The sequence below is a fragment of the Dyadobacter sp. Leaf189 genome, from assembly GCF_001424405.1.
In the GTDB taxonomy this organism is placed as follows: Bacteria; Bacteroidota; Bacteroidia; order Cytophagales; family Spirosomataceae; genus Dyadobacter.
The window spans coordinates 1,677,482-1,697,939 of sequence record NZ_LMPS01000001.1 but is presented as its reverse complement, the minus strand read 5'-3'; the positions used below and the strand labels follow the sequence as shown (position 1 = coordinate 1,697,939).

The window sequence follows — 20,458 nt, the reverse complement described above, 5'->3', positions numbered from 1 at the left end:
GAACTTCCCACTTTACACCCTCTATCATTTTTACATCCCAGTTGAATTTACCTTGGTCATTGCGTTTCTGTCACAATGGATTGAACAATTAAAGTTCCGAAGACTGGCGTATCTATCTATAATTTTATTCTGTATCATCAGTTTTATATCCTCCCATTATATAACAGGCTGGACCCATTTTCCAGGTCTTAACCTGAATATAGAGGGCTCGCTATTAATCCTATGGGCAATGGTTGTCATGTTTTCAGTAAAGCCCAATTTATCACTCGCTTTTTATAAACTCCCCATTTTCTGGATTTGCCTTTCTATCATAATCTATCATTCTGGTACATTCGTTATGAACGGTATATTTAATGCCCTTCAAAAACATGATACCGTACTATTTAAATCGCTCCGTGTTATCAATCAAGGTTTCAACATTTTGGAATACCTCATGTTTATTATAGCACTTATGCTTTCAAATGGAATGAAGAAATCAGTCTATAAAAAATCACCAGGAATATTGTGAGGCCTCCCTAAGTATAATAAATCATCGCTACACCGAAAAAGATGACTGTCATATTGATGATTGCGAATGTAATGAGGAGACCGATCATGCCGGATAGGGGCTCGAAGGTGCCGCCCATTCTCAGATGCTCTTCAATTCGCTTTTTCTGGCCGGATTCCACAAGCACGAAGGCTATGATAGCGGTCATCACTTGTATCAATACAAACACCATCCACACATCCGTTTCATCAAAGTCCCTGACTAAAAACATGTAAGCAGTGAATACCACTACAATGCACCCCATCAGGTAGGCCACCGAGTTCCGTCCGCCTTCGAGACGTTTCGAGTTTTGAGAAAGAAAATAACCCGCACCGAAACCTCCGCCGACAAATGCCGCGAACGCGACTGCCGCTGATGAATAAACGCCATATCTGGGACCAACAGGTGGTGGCGGGACGGGCGGTGGCGGCGTAGTCGTGTTCTGCTGCCTGGTAGATTCCTGTGGTGGTTTGATATTTTCTTTCAAGTCGTCATATTCTTCCACGTTTTCGTCCGGATTTGCAACTGCAGTTTCTAATGCATGCAAGAAAGAAAGGCAGTCACGATATCGATTGTCACGGTCTTTGGCAGTTGCTCTTAGCAAGACCTGCATCAGGCGCGGAGGATACCCATCTACCGGCGGTAGCTCCTTGTTGAGGATATCGTCGGTAATCTGCTCGCTGTCAAATGGTTCTTTGCCGGTAGTAATAATGTAAAACATCAAACCCAGCGCGTACACGTCGGTCAGGTGGTTTACGGACGCGGGACGGAGTACATGTTCCTTACTCTTGTAATACGCCGTGCCCGCTTGCGACATCACACTTGGACTGCCTGCAACATCTCCATTCAACTCTGCACTTTCAAGGATTTTAGCAATTCCAAAGTCAAGTATTTTGACATTACCTGATGTTGTCAGAAAAAAATTGGAAGGCTTTACATCGCGATGTACTAATCCTTTCTGATGCGCATGTGCAAATGCAGGAAGGATTTGTGCATACCATTTCATAGCTAACGGAATGGGCACTACCCGCGATTCACCCTGCTGCTCCATGTAACTTTGCAGGTCCTGACCTTCGAGGTACTCCATAATGATCGCCACCGTTTCCCCATCTTCATAGAAATCCAGTGCTCTCACGATGTGATCATGTCCGATAGATGCAGTGATGACGGCCTCCTTCTTGAAGTGCTTGCGAAACGATTCGTTGGTAGTAAGGTTTTTATGGAGGATTTTGATTGCGGCCCCGGCACCCAGGCTGTTGGTAGCATAATACACCGCCCCCTGGCCTCCACTTGTTGAAATCTCCCGGACAATGGTATAATCCTTGATCTTTGTATTAATGTATGTCATAGGAATGAGCTGGATTGTGTTTGTCGGATCACTAACTGAATTTCAAGCTGATTAAAATCATAATGGCAATGTTGACCAGATATGCAATCAGCACTGTTCCGATGGGCTTGTATTTACCTCCCTTATCAATAAAAGTGCGGATCTCCCTGACCTGCTCATTAGCCAGCCAGAACATGTAGCCCCAGCTACCTAAGATCAAAAATCCAAAAAGCGGATAAGTCTCGCTCAATGCCGAAAACAGATAATAAGCCAGCGTAGCAATAATCGCAATCGTCATCGTTTTCGACGATTTATCATACTCCTTGAAGACTTTGAAATTTTCAGACATAAAATAGCCGAACACCGCCGGGCCGCCCAGGATAGCCGCCGTGCGCATTTGTAACAATGAGAAGACTTCGTTACCAACATCCAATTCGAAACCCTCTCTTCCATTAGCAGCTGCTCCGATCGGAGGCGGGCCTACATCTTTGGAAGACGTAGAATTAGCCGCGCTTTGCTGGTACGATTGCCGTGTTGACTGATTGCTGTAAGTCGAATGATCATTGATTATCACAGTAGCACTTCCCGACCTTGATTCAGGCTTTTTGGGAGGACCTTCCTGAATAATTTCCGTCTTCCCGGGCTTAAAGCCGGTTGACGTATTTTCATGCTTGATTCGCCGACCAGGGCCGCTTTCATTGTGATTTACACCTGCCGATTGCAGCGCTTCCAAAAACTCGAGACAGTTGGCAAACCGGTCCTTGCGTTGCTTTGCTGCTGCCCTGGCCACAACATCATACAGTTCCTGGCTATAAAAATGCGGTTTGGGTATTGTCTTATAAATAATATCATCCAGCAGATTCTGTTTATCATAAGGCTCTACTCCGGTAGTCAGCACGTAAAAAAGTACCCCGAGCGAGTAAATATCGGTTCCCTGATCCGCAGACTTAGGTCGGGTTATAAGCTCCGGACTTTTGTAGTAGGGTACATCCGGCCTGATAATTGTCTTCATGCCTCCGGCCAGACTTTCCGCCAATGCGTCTTGCACGATCTTCGCCGTACCGAAGCTCAGGATCTTCATATTTCCCGACTTGGTTACGAATAACATGGACGGATTAACATCCCTATGAACCACTCCCATCTGATGCGCTTTTTCAAATGCAGGCAAAACCTGACTGTACCACCTTACCACTTTGGCAACCTCTGTAACCGGATGAGCAGCCATGTAAGATTCCAGACTTTCTCCATTCAGGTATTCCATGATGATCGCCACGCAGCGGTCGTCTTCGTAAAAATCGTACACTTGCGTGATGTATTCGTGTTTAAGAGCTACCAGCAATTGGGCCTGCTGACGAAAATGCTTCCGCAGGTTTTCAACATCCAGGTTGGCATCGCCCTCCATTACTTTGATGGCCACTTCGGCGCCAAGCTGATTTTTGGCATAGTATACAACGCTGTTTGTCCCGCGTGAAAGTTCTCTCAGGAGCGTATATTCCCTGATTTGGGTGTTTAAAAGGTTCATTGAGTAAGGAGGTAAACGTGTTCTGGTTTAATTTCTTCCGAGATAGCGCCTTACATTGAAGTCTCCACGGGCATCCTCTTCCATACAGGCATTGGTTTCATTTACAACAAACTCTCGGTCGGTCCCGTCTTCGTCGACCATGACCTTGCAGCGTACTACGTGCAGACAACTGTTACCTTCATAAGTTGAACCTTTCCAGCTTGCCTCAACATCCATGGTATAGCGTTTGTCCTTGCATTCCCAATCCTTGACATGATAAGTAGCATCACTTCCGGTTGTTGCATTACAGGCTTTCATGGAGTCGTAAGCGAATGTTGAAGCCAATTGATCAGCTACTTCCTGAGATCCCTCTTTTTTCCCGAACGCCACAAACACACCGATCATCAGCAGTAATGCCACTGCCCCACCGATATACCAGAACGTTTTTGATTGATCCGGCTTTACGGAAAGATGCCTGAGCTCAGGTGCATCTTTCAGCATTTTCCAAACCTCCAGTTCATTATACCAGACCATGGTTTCGGCCGGCAGGTTGAAGGCATGCATTTCTTCAACAGAATACGGTCCCAGCTGAGAGCCGCCTTTCATGATGTAATACTTCTTCATTGCATTCAGGTTATTGATTATGGATTGATTTAATAGGCAGTGATGATCATTTCTTTGGAAAACCTTCCATGTGCCATGGGATGCTGCGACGAGCGAAAACGCTTATCCGCTACTGCTGACACATTTTTATGCACATACCCAAACAGTTCTTTGATGGTGATTTTTCGGTTGCGGTCTGTATCAGCATGTCCCTGAAGTCCCCTGATCAGATAGTAGCTGAACAATCCCTGTTTCAACTCGGCTGACTCCAGTGAAGTCTCATCCGGTCGTGACGACATCAGTAGCACCACGTTACTATCCGCCTGGTTAGAGGCCTTGTCAGCTACACGATGCTGAATGTCCTTGCGTGTGATAGAACCTGAGTAGCAGGCATCGGCAATGCAGATTTTGGTACCGGCGCGACAAGCTTTAAAAAGCTCCTTTATTTCACTGTGTTGCAGCATTTGATGTCCATCCGGCCTGGTGTCGTACGGAAGGAATGCCCCTTTGTCACCGTGGCCCGAGAAGTAGAAAATGACCTTATCTCCTGATTTGGCGAACTTAAAAATGTACTGAACAGCGCTGATGATTTCGGCTTTGGAAGCCTTGTCGTTCGTGATATACCGCATCTGGTTGGTGGGTATATTACCACCAGCATTACTTCTGAGGTAGTTATAGAACCTCGTGGCGTCGGATACCGTGTAGGTCAGGTCACCTTCACGTGGACGAAAGTTTTTGTAGTCGGCAATAGCGACCACCACCGCATAGGTTGTTCCCCCGAAAGCCATTTCATTTGCACATATCAGCAAAGAGAAAGTGCAGAACAGTCGGGTAAGATACGGTCCCTTATTTTTTGCCGGTTTCATCCGCTTTCTTATTTGAGTCGGGCTTTTTTGCAGGCTTGGCGTCGCCTTGCTTGCCGGCCTGGTTTTCTGCTGATTTCATCTCTTCCTGATTGTCATCAGGATCCAGGATACCTTGTCTCGCAGGTTTGTTCTGCTCCACTGTTGTCTCCTCTTTGCCCTCAAAAATGCTTTTTGAAAAGAAATAGCCGCCTAATACCAGCAACGCGCATACCAAAGCAATGACAATAGGCATGACGAGCCCCATACCAGCCTTTTCCTCCTGGTTCACTGGCCGAGTCTGTCGTACGAGCGGGGGAGTTTCATTGGAAAATGCGGAAACGGCAGTCGCAGCGACAGAATCTGGCATTGATGATTGGGAAGTTCGGGCAAGCGTTTCGCGGGATTCACCCTCACGCTCTTCGGTCATGATGATGTCGGAAGCTTTCTCTTCTGGCATTACAGACGGCGTCCATTTCACAGCTGTGCCGCTTACGGACTTTATTCTGATCAGGTATGCCGAGAAATTATCCGTGGAACTGGCCGAGCAAATCGACTCGATTTCGCCTAGCTTCTCGGCATCACCAGCATTGGTTGCCAGGATATTCACCAGTTGCTCTTCCTCAATTCCTTCCAGGATACCGTCGGTACAAAGGAAAAAGTAATCTCCTGCCCGGATGTCGGTAATCTGCACAACGTCTGCTTCTGTGGATCGCTGCCCGTGCCCCTGAATAGCGCGGTCAATCACGTTGCGCCGGGGGTGATGCAATGCTTCTTCGGGCGTCAGGTCACCCGAGAGTACCAGTTTGTTTACCCATTTATGATCATTCGTAACAAAGCGGATCATACGCTTACGGATATGATATACGCGACTATCACCCACGTGCGCGATCGTGGCGCCATTCTCGTGCAAATGGAGCAAGGTGAGCGTGGAAGCCATTCCGGCAGCTTCCGGGGTAGCCAGTACGAAACGGTCAATTTCCTTTTCCGCATAGTATAGGGCATCGGCAATTACAGCTGGATTAGAAGCGCGGCTGCCACCTTGCAATTTGTGGTCAAATGATTGGCATACCAGCCTGCTGGCCTCCTCTCCTTTCGCACTGCCGCCTACTCCGTCACATACCAGAAACAGCCGCTGTGTTTCCATTGCCGATCCTTTTGCCGGAAGAATGGAATCTTCATTGTTTTCCCGCTTCCCTATCTCGTGCAATGCCAGGGGTGGATAGATTTCAATATTCATCATCATGGGCAGTTCATTTTGACATAATCACGGTTTTCAGGTAAGCGCCCCGCTTCACTTTACTTTCAGCTTCCTGCGCATCCTGCGTAGACTGGCGTGTTTTAAGTACGATCTTTGTTTTCCCCATCTGAATGGTATCACCGTCTTTAAGGATCAACTTGTCGTATCTCGATAGCTTTCTGACCGCATTGATGAATGTGCCATTGGTACTTCCAACATCGGAAATCACGAACACGAGGCTGCCATCGGGTTGTTTCGTAATATCGATCAGGGAGTGGTTCCGGCTCATAAATGCGTCATTGGTTTTGATCATGATCTCGCAGGGCTTGTCCGGCGAATAGCGACCTATAACATTCTTGCCGGGTTTGAGAGAAAATGTCTGGGACGGCGTGTTTTCGTCATGGACCACCATCCAGCCGGGTTCCACTCCCGCTCTTTCAGGTTCGTCGGGAAAACCTTTGCCCTGGTTCCCGGATGGTTTCTGTGCAGCCTGGCTTATGGGAATAGATTCGGCAGGTACTTTTACAGCATTCACCGTACCGCATTTGGAACACCTTACTTGCAAAACATTGCCGGGCCTTACTTTGGGGTGCTTATCGTCCAGCCCAAGCCATTGTCGACACGTGGCGCATTCGCCTAACTTGATATTCATGACAGCAGATTTGGTATCTAGATGATGTTTTCAGGATTATAAGCATCCCAATCTTCGTCGCCCGACTGGTCCGTACCGTCTGTTTGATGATGGAGCATATCGTCAGCCAGATCATATTCCGGGGGCCCGATGAACTCATTCTCATCATCCATTTCAGTCTCGCTGACTTCTTCAGTGATCGCTACCTCGTCGGACTCTGTGCTGTAAGTCGATTCGATAATGTCATCATGATCTTCGCTAATGGATACCGCGTCTGCCGCATTATGAAACTCTGTGTCCGTCATGAAGCCATCCACACTGTCTATCACCTCTTCATCTTCGTCCATCGGGCCGCCCTCCTGCGCATACCCCTCCTGTGAATCCCTGATTTCATCCCCAGTTCCGTCTGCTTCCACATCTACTTCGCCTGCAATTCCCGCTTTGGGAGTAGCTTGCGGGGAGGATTGATTCTGCGGTAGGGCGGAAGCCGAAGTAATAACGCCTTCCGAATGCGCTGGATCGGACCCGGGAACGTTGGGATCCTGCTCGGGATCGCCAGTCTGATCGTCCTCTTCCTCCCCACCAGCAACAAAGTGGATTATGTCGTCGCTGTATTTAATCGCGGTTGCGGCAGCAGCTCCCGTTGCAGCTCCTGCTCCGGCAGTTCCCACATTTTTCCAGCCCTGCATTTCTTTTTCGTCGCCTTTTTTATTGCCTTTCTTAGCTGCGTCTTGTTCGTTTGTCTGACCGGCCATGTGTATCGAAGTTAGGTATATGTCAATTCGTTAAGATCACGCCCAGTCGGATACATCTGCATCATTGTCCATGTCGTAGGCAATGTCGTCACCCGTTGCCGATGCGTCATACTCACCCTCATCAGCACTATCGTCGTAGTCACCCGTTCCTTCGTCCTGGATCACCAGGTCGTAAGATCGGTCGGCATTCGTATCTACAAAATGGCTTTCTACCACGTGGTCTCCATCGGTATCCACACCCGCATATTCCATGATACCATCCTGGTCGTAATCCATCGCCAATGCGTCCAGCACGCCATCCCCATCCAAATCCATCTGGACCATATCTATGGCGCCATCACCATTCATGTCCGCCGCCACCGCTACTGCATCAATCTCACCGTTAGCATCGGTGTCAATGCAAATTGCCACCGCATCCAGCACGCCGTCCCCATTCAGATCGTAGGCCATGGAGTCTTCAACACCGTCGCCATTGGCATCGAATGCTACTCCCTCGATAATCTCATCATCTTCTGAGCTGTTGTCCTGGCTTACATTCATCGTATTAGCATCCACATTTTCACTTTCTATGTTCCCTGCTTCGAATCCGCCTGGTTCTGCAGCATGAACATTGGTCGCATCGTTACCTTCTTCGTCTTCCCGAGATAGCCCGTCTGCATACTGGGTGCCCAGGGCAGCCCCTAGTCCACCTACTACTCCCGCAGCAGAGGCAGTCAGCGTTTGTTTTGTGTTCTTATCTGGTTCCTTTTTCATTTATGTACGGTTTACGTTCTGTCCCTGTTATTTGACCCAAATTGCTTTGCAGCGTGCACATTTCTTCTGTCTTGCCAATGCCTCCCAGGGAAAATCGTTGAGGTGCACCATGCAGTTTGGACATACATAATTCATTTTAAACCAGTCTCTGACATCCTGATCGAGCTTTCTCAGATTGGTGGTATCCAACTTCGTCAACATCCCCAAAGTGGACACGCGCACAATTTTGTCCGCGAGGGTACCCTGCCTGAGCCTGTCGATCTCGTCCAGGTGAGCCCTGTACTTATTGAACACATCTCTGAGTTGCAGAAATTGATCGGACACATCCACACCCGGAAGATTGGAAGTAGGCTGGCTGGATTTGCGCTCGGCAGGATGTTCCCGATTCCAGATTTCCCGGAAAAGCGCTTCCACATTCAACCAAAGGCCGCCCAGCCGCAGGCTATCACCGCGTTGTAGTAAGTAGGTCGATACCTGCTGTCCATTCACATGAACACCATTCGTTGAGCGGTTATCCTCAATCAAAAGTTGGCTCTGAGAGACCAGCGTCAGATAGGCGTGCGTTCCGCTAACGGTCGTTTCAGCTGGATAGCTGAATGCATTATCCGGGTTTCTGCCGATACTGTACCGCTTCGCCATAATAAAAGGATTATAGGTTTACAGGTATTTATCGTCGCAGAATGAAAAAGGTAACGTGGTTTTTAACTTTTTTTTTCAGGAATTTTCTTTGGGGGGAATAAGGGGGCAGAAGAGCCTTTCCCAACTAGCTGGCACACTAGCCCAATTTCACTTTACTGACTCAATTTTAAGTATCAGAGGAACGGTATTGCCGTGTTCGCCTGCGCCTGAAAACCGCATCTCGCCTGCTTCGTAACGAATGGTACCAGCCTTCATGAGCCGATCACTCAGACTTTCCCGGATTCGTGAAGGAATAGTTCCTGTTCCGTTTTCAATGCGGTTAAAAATGCTTTGCAAGTCGGGCATCAGAGACTCGCTGCTGTAAAGCACGCACAGATAGTCTGATCCGGCTTCTTCTATAAGCAATGCAGTTTCAGGTGAAGGGATCACCATGTCGAAATTCCTGACAGGTAATTTGTCGCCTGTACCCAGCCCGAAATCCTTTTCCCGCGGCCAATGCAAAGTCGGTTTTCCTTTGCTGTTGACGCTGAAAACGCACATCGAAAGTCCATTGTGCAGGTTATTGGTCAACAGCTGAAATGCCTGCCCCACTTTCCAGTCTTTTTTTGCAAACTGATAAACGCCGTTGCCTGCGTGCGTAGGAGCAATCCGCACGAAACCTCCGGTCTTCTCGTCCAGGTATTGAAACCCAAATACCCCGCCAACTTTCGCAACCCCTGCGGTTGCAGGAGATTGCAAAGGCACTTCCTCGGGGAGGACCAGGACAATCCCTGCTTTTGCCACTTTTGAAAAATCATCAAATCTGATCCAGAAAGCCCCCTCCTGCCCCCAGGCTTTTCCCCAGCTGTTCAATATCTTGAACGCTTTTTTCGGCAGGTCATACCCTATTACAGTCATAGCGTGACCGTATTTCCGGACGCCTTCTTTTTTTGGATCATAATAAGTGTCCGATGCATTCAGTCTTGCAAAAGCGTCGCCCACTTCCATACCCACGATCACAGGCAGGTCATTGAACGCAATTGCCTGCAAAATGGCCTGAACGCCCTTGTTCCCTGGATCTTTTTTGTAGTCAAATACCGCCTGATAATCCCGGATTGGAAAGATCGGCGAAACAGACGCCGGTAACTTTCCATTGCAGGCGTTAACCGGAAATTTCGCGTAAGGGATATTACCCTGCGTCTTCATATAATCCGCAATTTCAAAAATGTCCATACCACCTTCACAGCCAGGTCGCAACTTTTTGTAGGGATACATGGCGGAAAGGGCGATTGCATCGATTGCAGCCCGCTCCGTGATCTTGTGCTGAATGGCATATTGAATTGTGTAGGCATAATAGGCAGTCGCCCATGCAACGCAGCTTTGTATGGTGCCCTGCGCGGCAGGAGTAGGCGCATATTGCAGCAAATCTTTTGTCAACGAAATGGTTTCCAGGCTCTTTGTTCCGGAAGCCTGCTCCGGCATTCTCGGGATACGCGAAAAATCCGCTTCATTAAAGATGAGCCCGAAGCCCTGTTGCGCCTGGGCGAAAACCATGGAGCAAACAAGCATCAGCAGGGCTGTAAGACAAAGCGCAGGTACCGGTTTCATTGACTAAGCTGAATCTTTAATTATTTAATGCCCTTCCAGTTTCAGGATAATGGGCACGACGAACCTTTCAGGCAATGCGCCGGCAACGAATTTCATGTGCTCCTTGTCAAAATTGATAAGCGATTTAGGAGCAAGATATTCTCCAAAAACCTGCTGCAAGCGCAACGGAAAATCGGCGGAATGTCCTTTCAGCTTTTCAACAAGTGATTCAATTTCCCGATCCCGTCTGGTGGCGCTGTAAATGGCCAGGAGCCAGTCCGTTCCCGCTTGTTCTTTGATAAAAACCTGCTCGCGCCTGGTTTGCCTTCCATTCGCTTCGTAATGCAGGACAGGCTCTGGAATAACCACCTCGCTCCCAGCTTCGGCCAGTAAGGGCGATGAATGTTCTGTAACACCCGCATCTGTTTTCTTCTGATAAGGATAATGCAGTTGCGCCCCGCCCTCGGGATCAACACCCACTACATATAAGAAGCTGCTGGCAGTGGCGGAGCCAACCAACCGGAATTGCGACTGCACATCATATCCTCTGCCCGTCTCGTAATATCCATCCGCATGCAGGTTCAATATAACAGGCACATAAGCCCCCTGCTCATTTACCACATTAAGCTGCAGCGAACCCCGCATGGCCGCATGTTTTGAAGTGGAGTTGCCAGTTAGCGTTTGTTGACGTGCAGGAGCCTGGGCCACCGATTTTTGAGCAGGCACCAGCCCGTCTTCCATCGTGATCTCAAAGGCATACTTTGCGTACGCAAGATCGGCATAACGCAACCAGGCAAAGCCACCCCTACCCCAATTTTTCCCGGCCGGATGCGTGATTTCAAATGCCTGTTTCTGATCGTCATAGCCAGTTACCACGACTGTCCTTAGCTCCTGCGCGGATGCGCGTGGCACCCATTGGTCTGTTTTCAGTTTTTCAAATGCTTCACCGGCCAGCATGCATAGGACGACCGGATGCTTGCGCCCCAGACTGCGTTTCATCACAAATTGCTTCTGCCCGATGCTTTGCTGCGCATTTATCTGGTCACTAGTAAATAGCCTCGTCATGGCGCGGATCCGAAAGCGGTCTACCCCGTTGAGCAGCTCCATCGACGGCTGACGGTGACAATCCGCAGCTTTTTCGCGGTAATCTGCAAGCCTGACTATCCCGACCTTCGTAAGCAGATCCTGCGTTTGCCTCATCCAGTCTTTTTGAAGCTTGCAGCTTACCGGGGAGGATTTTGGCAGCATATCAAATAAAAAATAGGGTGAAAAGGCGTATTTCTCAGTTTGCTCCCGGTTCCATTTTCTTTCAATCCCTACCTGAATGCTCATTGCTTTGCCGATAGCCGCACTCCAGCCAAGTCCCCCGGTAGCAGTAATGGGCGAAACGGGACAATACATCCGCATGCTAAAACTTTTTGGCACAGCAGCATTTCCCTCCGCACCGAAAAGCATATTCGCAACTTCTATGCTATGGTAAGCAGAATCATTGACTTCCAGCTCAGCCTCCCGCGAAATCGCCTGACCGAATGCTACATGGAACAGGCTGAATAGGAAGAACGGCAGTATTCTCATATACCAGTGCTTTATTTCAATTCATTCAATAACTGCCCGGCTTCTGTGTTGAATTTCGAAGCGCTATCATTTTTAATGGATTGCAGGATCACGCGGGCTTTGCCAGGGTCGTTGTTTTTGAGATGGGCTAATGCAGTATACCAACGCGCTTCGTCCCGCAACGGATTTTTCACTTCCTGCAAATAAGTCAATGCGCGCGCTGCTTCCCCTTTGGACAAATAACTTACGCCCAGGTAGAATTTCCGGAAAGATTCCAGCACGGGATCTGTGTTCTCCTGGACCCCTTTTTCCCCTGCGCCGTATTCATCTTTTTTTCGCGGTAACAAACTTAACCTTCTGTTTTTCAGCAACCTGATCGCCTCGTCGGTTTGCTGGTTTTCAAATGCGCCTACCGCCTTTTTGAGCTTTCGGGGAACATTTCCGCGCGGCTGAGAAGCTTCGCTGATAAACACTGCTACCATGTCTGCGGCACTCGGATTGATCACGTTCTCCTCGTTGCTATCTGTGGCAACATTGTCACCGGTGTGTTTCTGACTATTCCAAAGCCACGCGCCAAAACCCAGCACGATCAGGACCACTGCAGCCGCAGCGAGCCGCGTAGGCCAGAGAGACACCACCTGCGTTTCCTTTTCCGGCGTGCTATCCTGCTGCGGCCTTAGCAGCGGAATCTCTTTGAGGGGCAAATCCTCCTTTTCGCGGGAAAGCTGGCCATTTGCCATCATCTGGTCTCGCAGTTCCAATAAATGGTCCTTTACTTTCGTGAAACGGTATATTTGAGCAATGCGCCGGATTTCAACTTCCTCAGCAAATGCCGGGTCCGACTGCATTCTTAATTCAAATCTTTTCCGTTCCTCAGCTTCCATGAGCTGGTGCACATAGAGCTGGATCTGATTTATTTCTTCCTGGCTTAAATTTTCCACTTTCAGAAGTTTTTAATTTTATTCTTTGCCGACAATCTGCCGCGTCTGAATTATTTATTGATGTTGAAAAACTGCAGATAGCTTCTTTTCACCCTCGATTTAAGGTTGTCCACAGTTCCAGCTTTCAAATCCATCATGACCACAATCATCTCCTCGGTTTTACCCTCCGATAGCAGCCTGAGCAGCTCTTCTTCGCGGTCGTTCAGCGTTCGTCGGAAAGAACGGAATTCGTCTTCAAACGCGATTTCCATGATTGGATCGGCCTGAACAAACAACGATTCAAACAGGCCCCAGCTTTCTTTCGTATTTTCTTTCACAATCACCTCTCCCTCCTCATCATACGACGCAAACCTGCGGATCCAGTCAATCAGGCGCAGGTTGCTGACGGTCCATAATAGTTGCTTCAGAGAGCCGTAAACATCCGTTTTCACGATCACTTCCGTCAGCGCATTGATTACAATATCTTCCACGTCTTTTTGAAGAGGAAGATTTTTCCTTTTCAGACTGGGGATAATCTGCGTGTAACAAATGTGCAACAGGCATGTATATGCCTTATCCAGCTTTTTTAGAAAGGCCTCTAATAATTCTGCGTCCGTTTTGTATTCCGGACAAGGCCGCTTTTCTGTGGTCATGAATAGAAGAAGGTTTAGTAACCAAAATATATCGAAGAATCGCCAAAGTTTTCATTTTTCCAGCCGGACTTTTTTGAACCGGATGTTTAATGAAAAGAGAGGACTATATATCTGATTAATAAACCTGTGGGACTGGAAAGTAAAGTGTTCCAGAAAAAAAAACTCAATTTTTTTTCTGGATGAAAATGAAAATCGATGGACTTCTGCGATGTATCACTGATACGCAAAATCAACCATCCATTTTAACTTTCAAAATCATGAAAACAACAACGCTATTCCAGCAAATTTTCAGCCTTCGCCTGGTACTTATTATGGGAATTGCCCTCACATTCGGCGCCTGCAAAAACAACGACCCACAGCCTGAAGAACCATTTAGTGAAGCCATTCGCAGCAATGTTCCACAGCAAACCATTGACAAGATCCGGGAAATGGGCGTGGATGTAAATGAGGGCACCAGGCCGCCCGCCCTGGAAGGAACATACTGGCTCTCTCCCATGATTATGACCCACACCGAAGTACCAAACGACTACTACAAAGTAGGGCACCGTTTCAATGATTATAAAGTGAGGCTGTACAATCAGGATTCTAAAAAGCTTACTATCTCGCTGGATACAAAGAATTATACTTTTTCCGGCGATCTGCGCGGCGAAGCTATCGGGCAGGATGGCGCGTATATTGCAGGGAGTGGCAACTTTTTTACGATTTTTATTATTACCGAGACAAAGTACACTTACAACAGTACCAAGGCAAGAATGCTGGAAGTGTATTCCGGAGAAGTGACGGCGAGCGGCATCAAAAATCTGGAAAATGCAATTGTCATGCTGGATGATTACGGCGACGTAAATGACGATCTCATTCCGGTCAACACCGGCCGGGCTTTCTACGACAGCGACGGCTTTTCTGAATCAGGTAACACATTCAGGCTGACTTCCGGACATCGGGTGAATGCTTATGAAAATGCTCGGGGAGACTCCCGCGAACAACTTTTCAGAAAAAACTAGGGATAGGTTTGAGCGCAGTATCGCCCGGCACATTTTAGCCAGGCTTTACGCATTTATTTCAGGGTAAAAATAAAATCGCCCCCCTGGTGACCGGTGTTATCAATGCGGCTGTACTGCGGCTGATGAGGCGTGTTCTCACCCGAGTTACTGATCACAGCCGTGTAAAAGGAGCTGAAAAATGTGAGGGCTGGCATGTATTTACTATTGTTCTCGCGCAGCCTTTCCAGGAAATATTTCATAAAGACACTGTTATCAGGCACTTTTTCCAGATTTCCGCTGGTGATGGCGATGCGGCTTGGCAGTTTGTAAATCTTTTTCTCGGCCGCATCATCCGTGCCTTTTGTCGAAATGCTACCTCCAAAACAAGCGTCGGTGACCAGCAACGTATGCCGGGAATTGATCCCGCGAATGTAATCCTTGACTGTGGAGTTGGAGATCCAGGTAGCCTGATTCTGAGGCTCAGCATCCTTTAAAAGCCAGTAACCCTGTCCAATCTTTTCATCCCATTCACCATGACCGGAAAAGAAAATCAGCAGGTTATCCCGTTTGGTAAGGTTTGCTTTCAGCTTTTCCAAAGCTTGTCCCAATTCCGCTACCGTCGGATCTTTGAGCGTAAACACATCGGAAGGATTGAATTTATACCGGCTCAAAAGCACTTTGGAAAGCGCCTCTCCATCCTTATGCGGGTTCGAAAGCGCTTGAATGCCAGGCTGGTAGTTCTGGACGGAGATAATGAGCGCATAATAACGACCTTGGGCAATGTCATCAAAGTCGGCTTCGTCTCCGGCGGAAAGGGGCACCTGAGCAGGTGATTTGAGTATTACCTGAACCGAAGCGACATTGCCGGCGTGATCCGTTGCCCGGATTTCAACCGTTTTTTGGGAAAGATTGGGGGGAAGAGTAAACACGGCATTATAGGTACCATCCAAGTCGGGCTTTACCGCCTTGTCGTCCATCATCACGCTTCTGACACCACTGTCGTCAGTAACCTTTACCTTAACAAAAACCCGGCTCAGCTTCACCTCGACCAGTGAGCGCGTTTGTGCCAGTTTTGGTTCTATGATCGTAATCTCCGGTGGAGTTTGATCTTTCGCAGCGACAGGGGCTGCGGTCTCTGTTTTGGACAATTGAAAAATCCACTCGCGCGCACCACCCTTTTGGTTGGAAAGCACTTCAACGAGGCGGCTACCCTTTGAAAAACTTGACATTGTCCGTCCACTCGGGAACGTTTTTGTTTCCAGCATTTGAAATCCCTGCCCCTCCGCATTGGAAACTTCATTCCCGCTGGTAAGTGATTGCACCAGCCTGTCATATTCGGCGGGCTCATTGGTAATGAAGATCAGCGTTTCTGGTTTTTCGGCATTCAGGTGAATTTCTTCGGTCCATTTCTTATTGCCGGTTGTTCCATTACCGTACCTGTTCCTGCGCCAGATATTCGATCTTTCCGGACTTTGCTGAAACAAGCGCGAACTGATCCTGGCCTCTCTTGAAACCCGGTCGCGGGCATCATGGATCTCAAACAACGCGCGCCAGCTGATCCCTTCAGACTGCTGTGCAAAGCCGGGAATCGCAACAAGAAGAAGGAAGGCACACAAATTTTTCATAGAGGTTCGATAGGGCGCTATCTCAAAACTAAAAAATAAACAGGTAAAATGGGTGGTAAGCTTGGTGTTGTAATCAATACACTTTAATTTTTATCCACGAAACCCCTACCTCACTTAATTCCCTTATGCATCAAGCACTTTTACCACGCTTCCTGTTCGTGCTTCCCGGATTTTTACTGATTTTAGTCCTATCCGGATGTGCAAAAAAGAGTACTGCATTATCACAATCTTCCCTGGCGCTTAAAGTTGCATTGGAGTCGCAGCAAAATGCACTGACAATGCTGGAAAGAGTGTCCCAAACGGCCAACAAAGCCGATTCTACGCAGAAGATCAACCATAACACCAATATTGACATTCAGAATTATCTGACGGGGAAACGCAAAGAAATCCATGAAACCACGCAAAAACTGGAAGCAGCACAGCAGGATCTGAAAGATTTCGGCGACAAGAAAAGCAACAAGAAAGAAGCCGAAATCCTGGCAAATGCCAGCCGTACGGTGTTCGAGTCGGCCGAGATCCTCCGGATTTTGGAGGAAAAGACAAAGGTTATCGTCGATTTTCTCGGAAGCGAAACCTTTTCCAAGTCAGAGATCGGCGCCTTGTTCAGGCCGGGTGAATACAGGCTCATCCGCGAACAGTTCAGGGAAGGACAGCGGCTCTTCGGTCCCGTCGTAGAAAAGCTATATGTCTTTGCGAACAAATACAAGAATGCCTTCAACAGCCTGAAAGGACAAATCATTGTCACCGGTTACTCCGATGCGACAGCTGTGGAAACCGGGTCAGCATTATACAGGGACCTTGCTTCAAAGCTGTTGCAATCCGAAAACCTGACAGAGCCCACTCAGCCTGACCTTAACCGCAAACTGTCCGAATTACGCGCCGAGGCTGTTAAGCAATTGCTGGAACGCATTATTGCTGACCGTAAAAAGGAACATTCCAACCTGATAGACATTACCGTGCAAACCCTTGGACGAGGAGAAGAACTCCCGCCCGGACTCACAGAAGACGCCCTGAAAAACGACAAGCGCAGAAGGGTTGTCACCTTCTACTGGGTCGTGCTTCCTAATATGTAATGCTGCTGCATTGCACATCATCTATTTCTCGGCATTTCTGAACCCACGACGGGCATTTTACCTTCTCGCCCGAAATCCTATTAATAGCCGTATCTTAAACTTCCATTTTATGAAATTTATTTTTGCCCTTTGTTCCTCCTTCATTTTTCTTCTTTCCTCTCTTTCGGTATTTGCCCAAACCGCCTCAACTGCCCTCACCAATCAAGGCGTTATTGAAATGCACAAAGCCGGTCTCAGTTCTGACGTGATTTTAACCAGCATTGAAACTTCGGTCTGTAAATTCAATGTCACGCCTACCGGCCTCGTCACACTCAAAAAGTCAGGAATTGATGAATCTGTTATCAAAGCCATGATTGAAAAGCAGTCAGGCTCACCGGCAAAACCTGCTGCGGCCAAAGCGGTGGCCGTTTCCACATCGGAAGCGAAACCAGTTGTCGAAAGCAGCAGCCGGTCACTCGTTCTATTAAACCACGTATATCTTCTCACGGCCAAAAAAGATGCGCAACCGTTGGAAAAACTGGTGGCGGGTATTCGCTCGCGCCAAGGGTTCAGCGGCGGTAAAATCCTCCTGCAGGTCGACGGCGATAAATCGGGCCTGCGCATTGAGAGCGACCAGATCAACAGTTTCCTGATCAACACAGGCAGCGATGCGCTTCCCGAACTGGTTTTATACCAACTCAAACCAGTTAAAGGAAAAAGAGAAGTTGTTACCATGGCTGCCAGCTCATTCAGCGGGATGAAAACCGGTGAGTCTGTTATCAGTCTTGACATCTCAAAAGAAAGTGCCGGTGTTTATAAAATCACTCCTGGCAGAAAGCTATTGCCGGGCGAATATTTCTTTACCGGAAAACCTTCCACAGGCTCTACCGCCGTGGACGCATTTGCATTCGGCGTAAACTGATTGCCTAAGAGAAAATGATCATCAGGTTGATTACGACAACGAATATGCCCACTGGGATCACAATCAGTTTGTTGTCCAGCCTGAATTTTCTAATTGATACGTAACAGCCATAAATGGCCCCCAGCATCATTCCCAGAAACGCCCACATGATGACGGGGGAGATGCCGGGGGTTACAAACAGGAGCCTTTCAACAGGAAGAAATAACACAGAGCTGACCCTCGCCAGAAAATCGCCTATGATAACCAGGATAGTAACCAGAAGGGCAGCTGGCCAAAAATAAGACTTCTTCTTTTTCATATTTTCTCCAATTTTTTAACATATCTGAAAGAATAAAAGGCCCCCGCAGTAAATCCTGCCACAAGCAGAAAAAACAGGAATGGATATTCTCCGGTAACATAGCCGTAGCCCGCCAGCCAACCGTCGAAATTCATTAACAAGCTCACCAGGTATCTGAAAAGACTGAAATACAAAGCTGTCGCAGCAGCATATTGCGCCACTTTGATGGTAACCGCACGTTTGGGAAACACAACCCTGATCTGCACCGGGATACTGATCGCGCCGTAAGAGGTGTTTACGGTTAAGTTAAGCATGTAAAGCCTGTCCTTGACCAGCCTGGAAGAGTCGACGATTAACACAACCTCCCGTTCACTTTCATGCGCGTAACTGTTGAATGTCAACTCATTTTCGCTAATAGTGATACCATCAATATCTGTGTCGAGCCTCACCGCTGCTTTAACAAATCCGGCGTTTTGAACGCGCAGCCGCACGCCGGACCGCACCACGCTCCCACCCTCTACTTCCGGTAGAACGATCTGACTGATATCTGCACTAAGCGTCGGCACGGCGACCGAAGCGTCGATGATCAGGATGAGCGTTTGTGCCGCAGCCAGTTTCAGTTCTTTTGCATCATACAATCCAGCGTTGATAATTGCTTCCAGGTGCGCATTGTAGCGGCTGTTGATATCCGCCCGGCCGATTGCTTTAAACCAGGCGGGAAGATAGCCGTTCTCCATGTGCTGGGCCACATTTACCCAAATGCCCTGGTTCACTTTCATCGCACGTGCGAGATCTTCCGGGCTGGTGAATTTCGTGTTGTTCAGGTAAAACGGATAGTGCCTGTTGACTGCATAAAGGAATGTCAGAAAAGCAATGACATCATTTGTCTCCGGCATGAGCATAGCCACCTGTGGCGCCGACTCATTGAGCCAGATCCGAAAATGGTCCTTTGAGAACAAAGCCGCCGCCATCCAGAAAGATTCCGGGGCCAGTGTGGCATCGTCGAAAAGCTTGTGAATGTCGTTATAAACCGATCCGCGGAACCGGAACGGGAGCGCCGGGTGCAAGTGATAAAGGATTTTAAGGTATTTCTTTTCCGTATCCTTTTCTTCCTCGATAATCCGCTCGAATTCAGCAGCGCGCGAGGCGCTGTTAGTTACCCTGTTGACAAGTGCCGGAAGATAATTCGCGTTCCTGAGATAATATTCAGACTCTGTTTTCTTTCTGAATGTGATCTCCCCCAGTTCTTCAAGCGTCGACGCATATTCGACCAGCCACTCCACTCTTACATCCCGTCTCTGATAAGCGGTCCAGGCATCCTCCGTCATCCAGAGATTTCTGAACGTGCGGGATTTATCAACTTCTTTTCTGGGTTTGAATCCTTTTTCAGTAATAATGGAAATGATGCGGCCCTCTATTTCGTGCGCTTCCAGTCCGTTTTTCAAACCTTTTGCAACAATGACATTTGCCTGGTTTTCGGTGATATGTCCATCCTGCACAGAGATTTCAATCAGCTCGGAAATGGCGGCGAAACCTGTTTCAAGCCGCCTTCCGTCTACTTGCTGAAAGCTCAGTTCCAGGCTTGCAGGCGTTTTAAGCTTATTAAGTGCTGCTTCCAATCTTCTTTCCGCGCCATTGACGACAACGGCCGTGTACTTTTTTTCGATCTGGTCGCGCGCGCCCCTGTTCATGATCAGCAGCTTATCCGCCCAGAATTCCGAGATGATCCGGTAGTTCTTCTGGACCATTTCGGATGTGATCGATCGATATTGTTTATAATCCAGATATAGGATTTCGAACGGATTGGAGGAGCTGATGCTGCTCCACGACCCATTCCGGTTGTCAAAATCGTGCGGGATTTCGTTCAGCCCGCCTGCACGGGTCGAAGCTGCAATAAGCTGGGTCACATCGGTCTGTTCCCCCGGTTCTTCCGGCTGCGATCTTGGAGGAGTGGTTTGGTTTGTGGGCGTATCGGGCTTATCCACGCGGGGCGTCCCCACGCCGGGAATGATTTTCTCCTGTGCCCGGCCAGTCTCCCCTGGCCTACTATCGGTGCCCGGGATTATCTTCTCGTCTGAACTTTCCATATCTG

General features: G+C 48.3%; 19 protein-coding genes. 3 read left to right on the top strand and 16 right to left on the bottom strand.

Annotation, left to right across the window (positions count from 1 at the left end):
* Positions 1-515: 515 nt before the first annotated feature.
* The 13 genes from ASG33_RS07205 to ASG33_RS07145 all read right to left on the bottom strand — a co-directional run bounded on the left by ASG33_RS07205 (position 516) and on the right by ASG33_RS07145 (position 13,510).
* On the bottom strand, positions 516-1,874 hold the full coding sequence (locus ASG33_RS07205; protein WP_056281876.1) for a serine/threonine-protein kinase: 1,359 nt from the start codon (positions 1,872-1,874) through the stop codon (positions 516-518).
* 31 nt (positions 1,875-1,905) lie between these two features.
* A complete protein-coding gene (locus ASG33_RS07200; protein ID WP_056281872.1) occupies positions 1,906-3,375 on the bottom strand; it encodes a serine/threonine-protein kinase in 1,470 nt (489 codons plus the stop codon).
* A gap of 27 nt (positions 3,376-3,402) precedes the next feature.
* The gene (locus ASG33_RS07195) at positions 3,403-3,978 is read right to left on the bottom strand and encodes a DUF4339 domain-containing protein (protein ID WP_056281868.1); all 576 of its coding nucleotides are present in this window, start codon (positions 3,976-3,978) and stop codon (positions 3,403-3,405) included.
* A gap of 29 nt (positions 3,979-4,007) precedes the next feature.
* The gene (locus ASG33_RS07190; RefSeq protein ID WP_082489098.1) at positions 4,008-4,823 is read right to left on the bottom strand and encodes a caspase family protein; all 816 of its coding nucleotides are present in this window, start codon (positions 4,821-4,823) and stop codon (positions 4,008-4,010) included.
* Positions 4,804-6,045 (bottom strand): PP2C family serine/threonine-protein phosphatase, encoded by a 1,242-nt coding sequence (locus ASG33_RS25510; RefSeq protein ID WP_200942724.1) that lies wholly within the window; start codon positions 6,043-6,045, stop codon positions 4,804-4,806. The genes ASG33_RS07190 and ASG33_RS25510 overlap by 20 nt, the downstream gene beginning before the upstream one ends.
* A 7-nt stretch (positions 6,046-6,052) precedes the next feature.
* Positions 6,053-6,691, bottom strand: coding sequence for an FHA domain-containing protein (locus ASG33_RS07180; protein ID WP_082489097.1), 639 nt, complete (start codon positions 6,689-6,691; stop codon positions 6,053-6,055).
* 17 nt (positions 6,692-6,708) lie between these two features.
* Positions 6,709-7,425 carry a hypothetical protein gene (locus ASG33_RS07175; RefSeq protein ID WP_056281857.1) on the bottom strand — a complete coding sequence of 239 codons (717 nt, stop codon included), beginning with the start codon at positions 7,423-7,425 and terminating at the stop codon, positions 6,709-6,711.
* Positions 7,426-7,461: 36 nt separating this feature from the next.
* Positions 7,462-8,178, bottom strand: coding sequence for a hypothetical protein (locus ASG33_RS07170; protein ID WP_056281854.1), 717 nt, complete (start codon positions 8,176-8,178; stop codon positions 7,462-7,464).
* Between the two features lie 27 nt (positions 8,179-8,205).
* Positions 8,206-8,817, bottom strand: a complete 612-nt coding sequence (locus tag ASG33_RS07165; protein WP_056281852.1) for an FHA domain-containing protein — start codon at positions 8,815-8,817, stop codon at positions 8,206-8,208.
* A 147-nt stretch (positions 8,818-8,964) separates the two neighbouring features.
* Entirely contained in the window at positions 8,965-10,404 is a 1,440-nt protein-coding gene (locus ASG33_RS07160) for a C1 family peptidase (protein WP_056281849.1), read from the bottom strand.
* A 24-nt stretch (positions 10,405-10,428) separates the two neighbouring features.
* Entirely contained in the window at positions 10,429-11,958 is a 1,530-nt protein-coding gene (locus ASG33_RS07155; protein ID WP_056281844.1) for a hypothetical protein, read from the bottom strand.
* A gap of 11 nt (positions 11,959-11,969) precedes the next feature.
* Positions 11,970-12,878, bottom strand: a complete 909-nt coding sequence (locus ASG33_RS07150) for a tetratricopeptide repeat protein (protein ID WP_056281841.1) — start codon at positions 12,876-12,878, stop codon at positions 11,970-11,972.
* Between the two features lie 50 nt (positions 12,879-12,928).
* Entirely contained in the window at positions 12,929-13,510 is a 582-nt protein-coding gene (locus ASG33_RS07145) for a hypothetical protein (RefSeq protein ID WP_056281838.1), read from the bottom strand.
* A gap of 257 nt (positions 13,511-13,767) precedes the next feature.
* Here ASG33_RS07145 and ASG33_RS07140 point away from each other — a divergent pair, with 257 nt between their 5' ends.
* Complete coding sequence (locus ASG33_RS07140; protein WP_157474598.1) at positions 13,768-14,511, top strand: hypothetical protein; 744 nt, start codon at positions 13,768-13,770, stop codon at positions 14,509-14,511.
* A 53-nt stretch (positions 14,512-14,564) separates the two neighbouring features.
* Here the strand turns inward: ASG33_RS07140 and ASG33_RS07135 are convergent, their stop codons facing one another.
* Positions 14,565-16,115 (bottom strand): caspase family protein, encoded by a 1,551-nt coding sequence (locus tag ASG33_RS07135; protein WP_056281830.1) that lies wholly within the window; start codon positions 16,113-16,115, stop codon positions 14,565-14,567.
* Positions 16,116-16,240: 125 nt separating this feature from the next.
* Here ASG33_RS07135 and ASG33_RS07130 point away from each other — a divergent pair, with 125 nt between their 5' ends.
* Together ASG33_RS07130 and ASG33_RS07125 are read left to right on the top strand one after the other, a co-directional pair.
* Positions 16,241-17,188, top strand: coding sequence for a hypothetical protein (locus ASG33_RS07130; RefSeq protein ID WP_056281826.1), 948 nt, complete (start codon positions 16,241-16,243; stop codon positions 17,186-17,188).
* A gap of 109 nt (positions 17,189-17,297) precedes the next feature.
* A complete protein-coding gene (locus ASG33_RS07125) occupies positions 17,298-18,089 on the top strand; it encodes a hypothetical protein (protein WP_056281823.1) in 792 nt (263 codons plus the stop codon).
* Between the two features lie 4 nt (positions 18,090-18,093).
* On the opposite strand, the gene ASG33_RS07120 is transcribed toward ASG33_RS07125, so the two are convergent.
* The gene (locus ASG33_RS07120; RefSeq protein WP_056281819.1) at positions 18,094-18,387 is read right to left on the bottom strand and encodes a hypothetical protein; all 294 of its coding nucleotides are present in this window, start codon (positions 18,385-18,387) and stop codon (positions 18,094-18,096) included.
* Positions 18,384-20,453 carry a hypothetical protein gene (locus ASG33_RS07115; RefSeq protein ID WP_056281816.1) on the bottom strand — a complete coding sequence of 690 codons (2,070 nt, stop codon included), beginning with the start codon at positions 20,451-20,453 and terminating at the stop codon, positions 18,384-18,386. The genes ASG33_RS07120 and ASG33_RS07115 overlap by 4 nt, the downstream gene beginning before the upstream one ends.
* Positions 20,454-20,458: the final 5 nt, after the last annotated feature.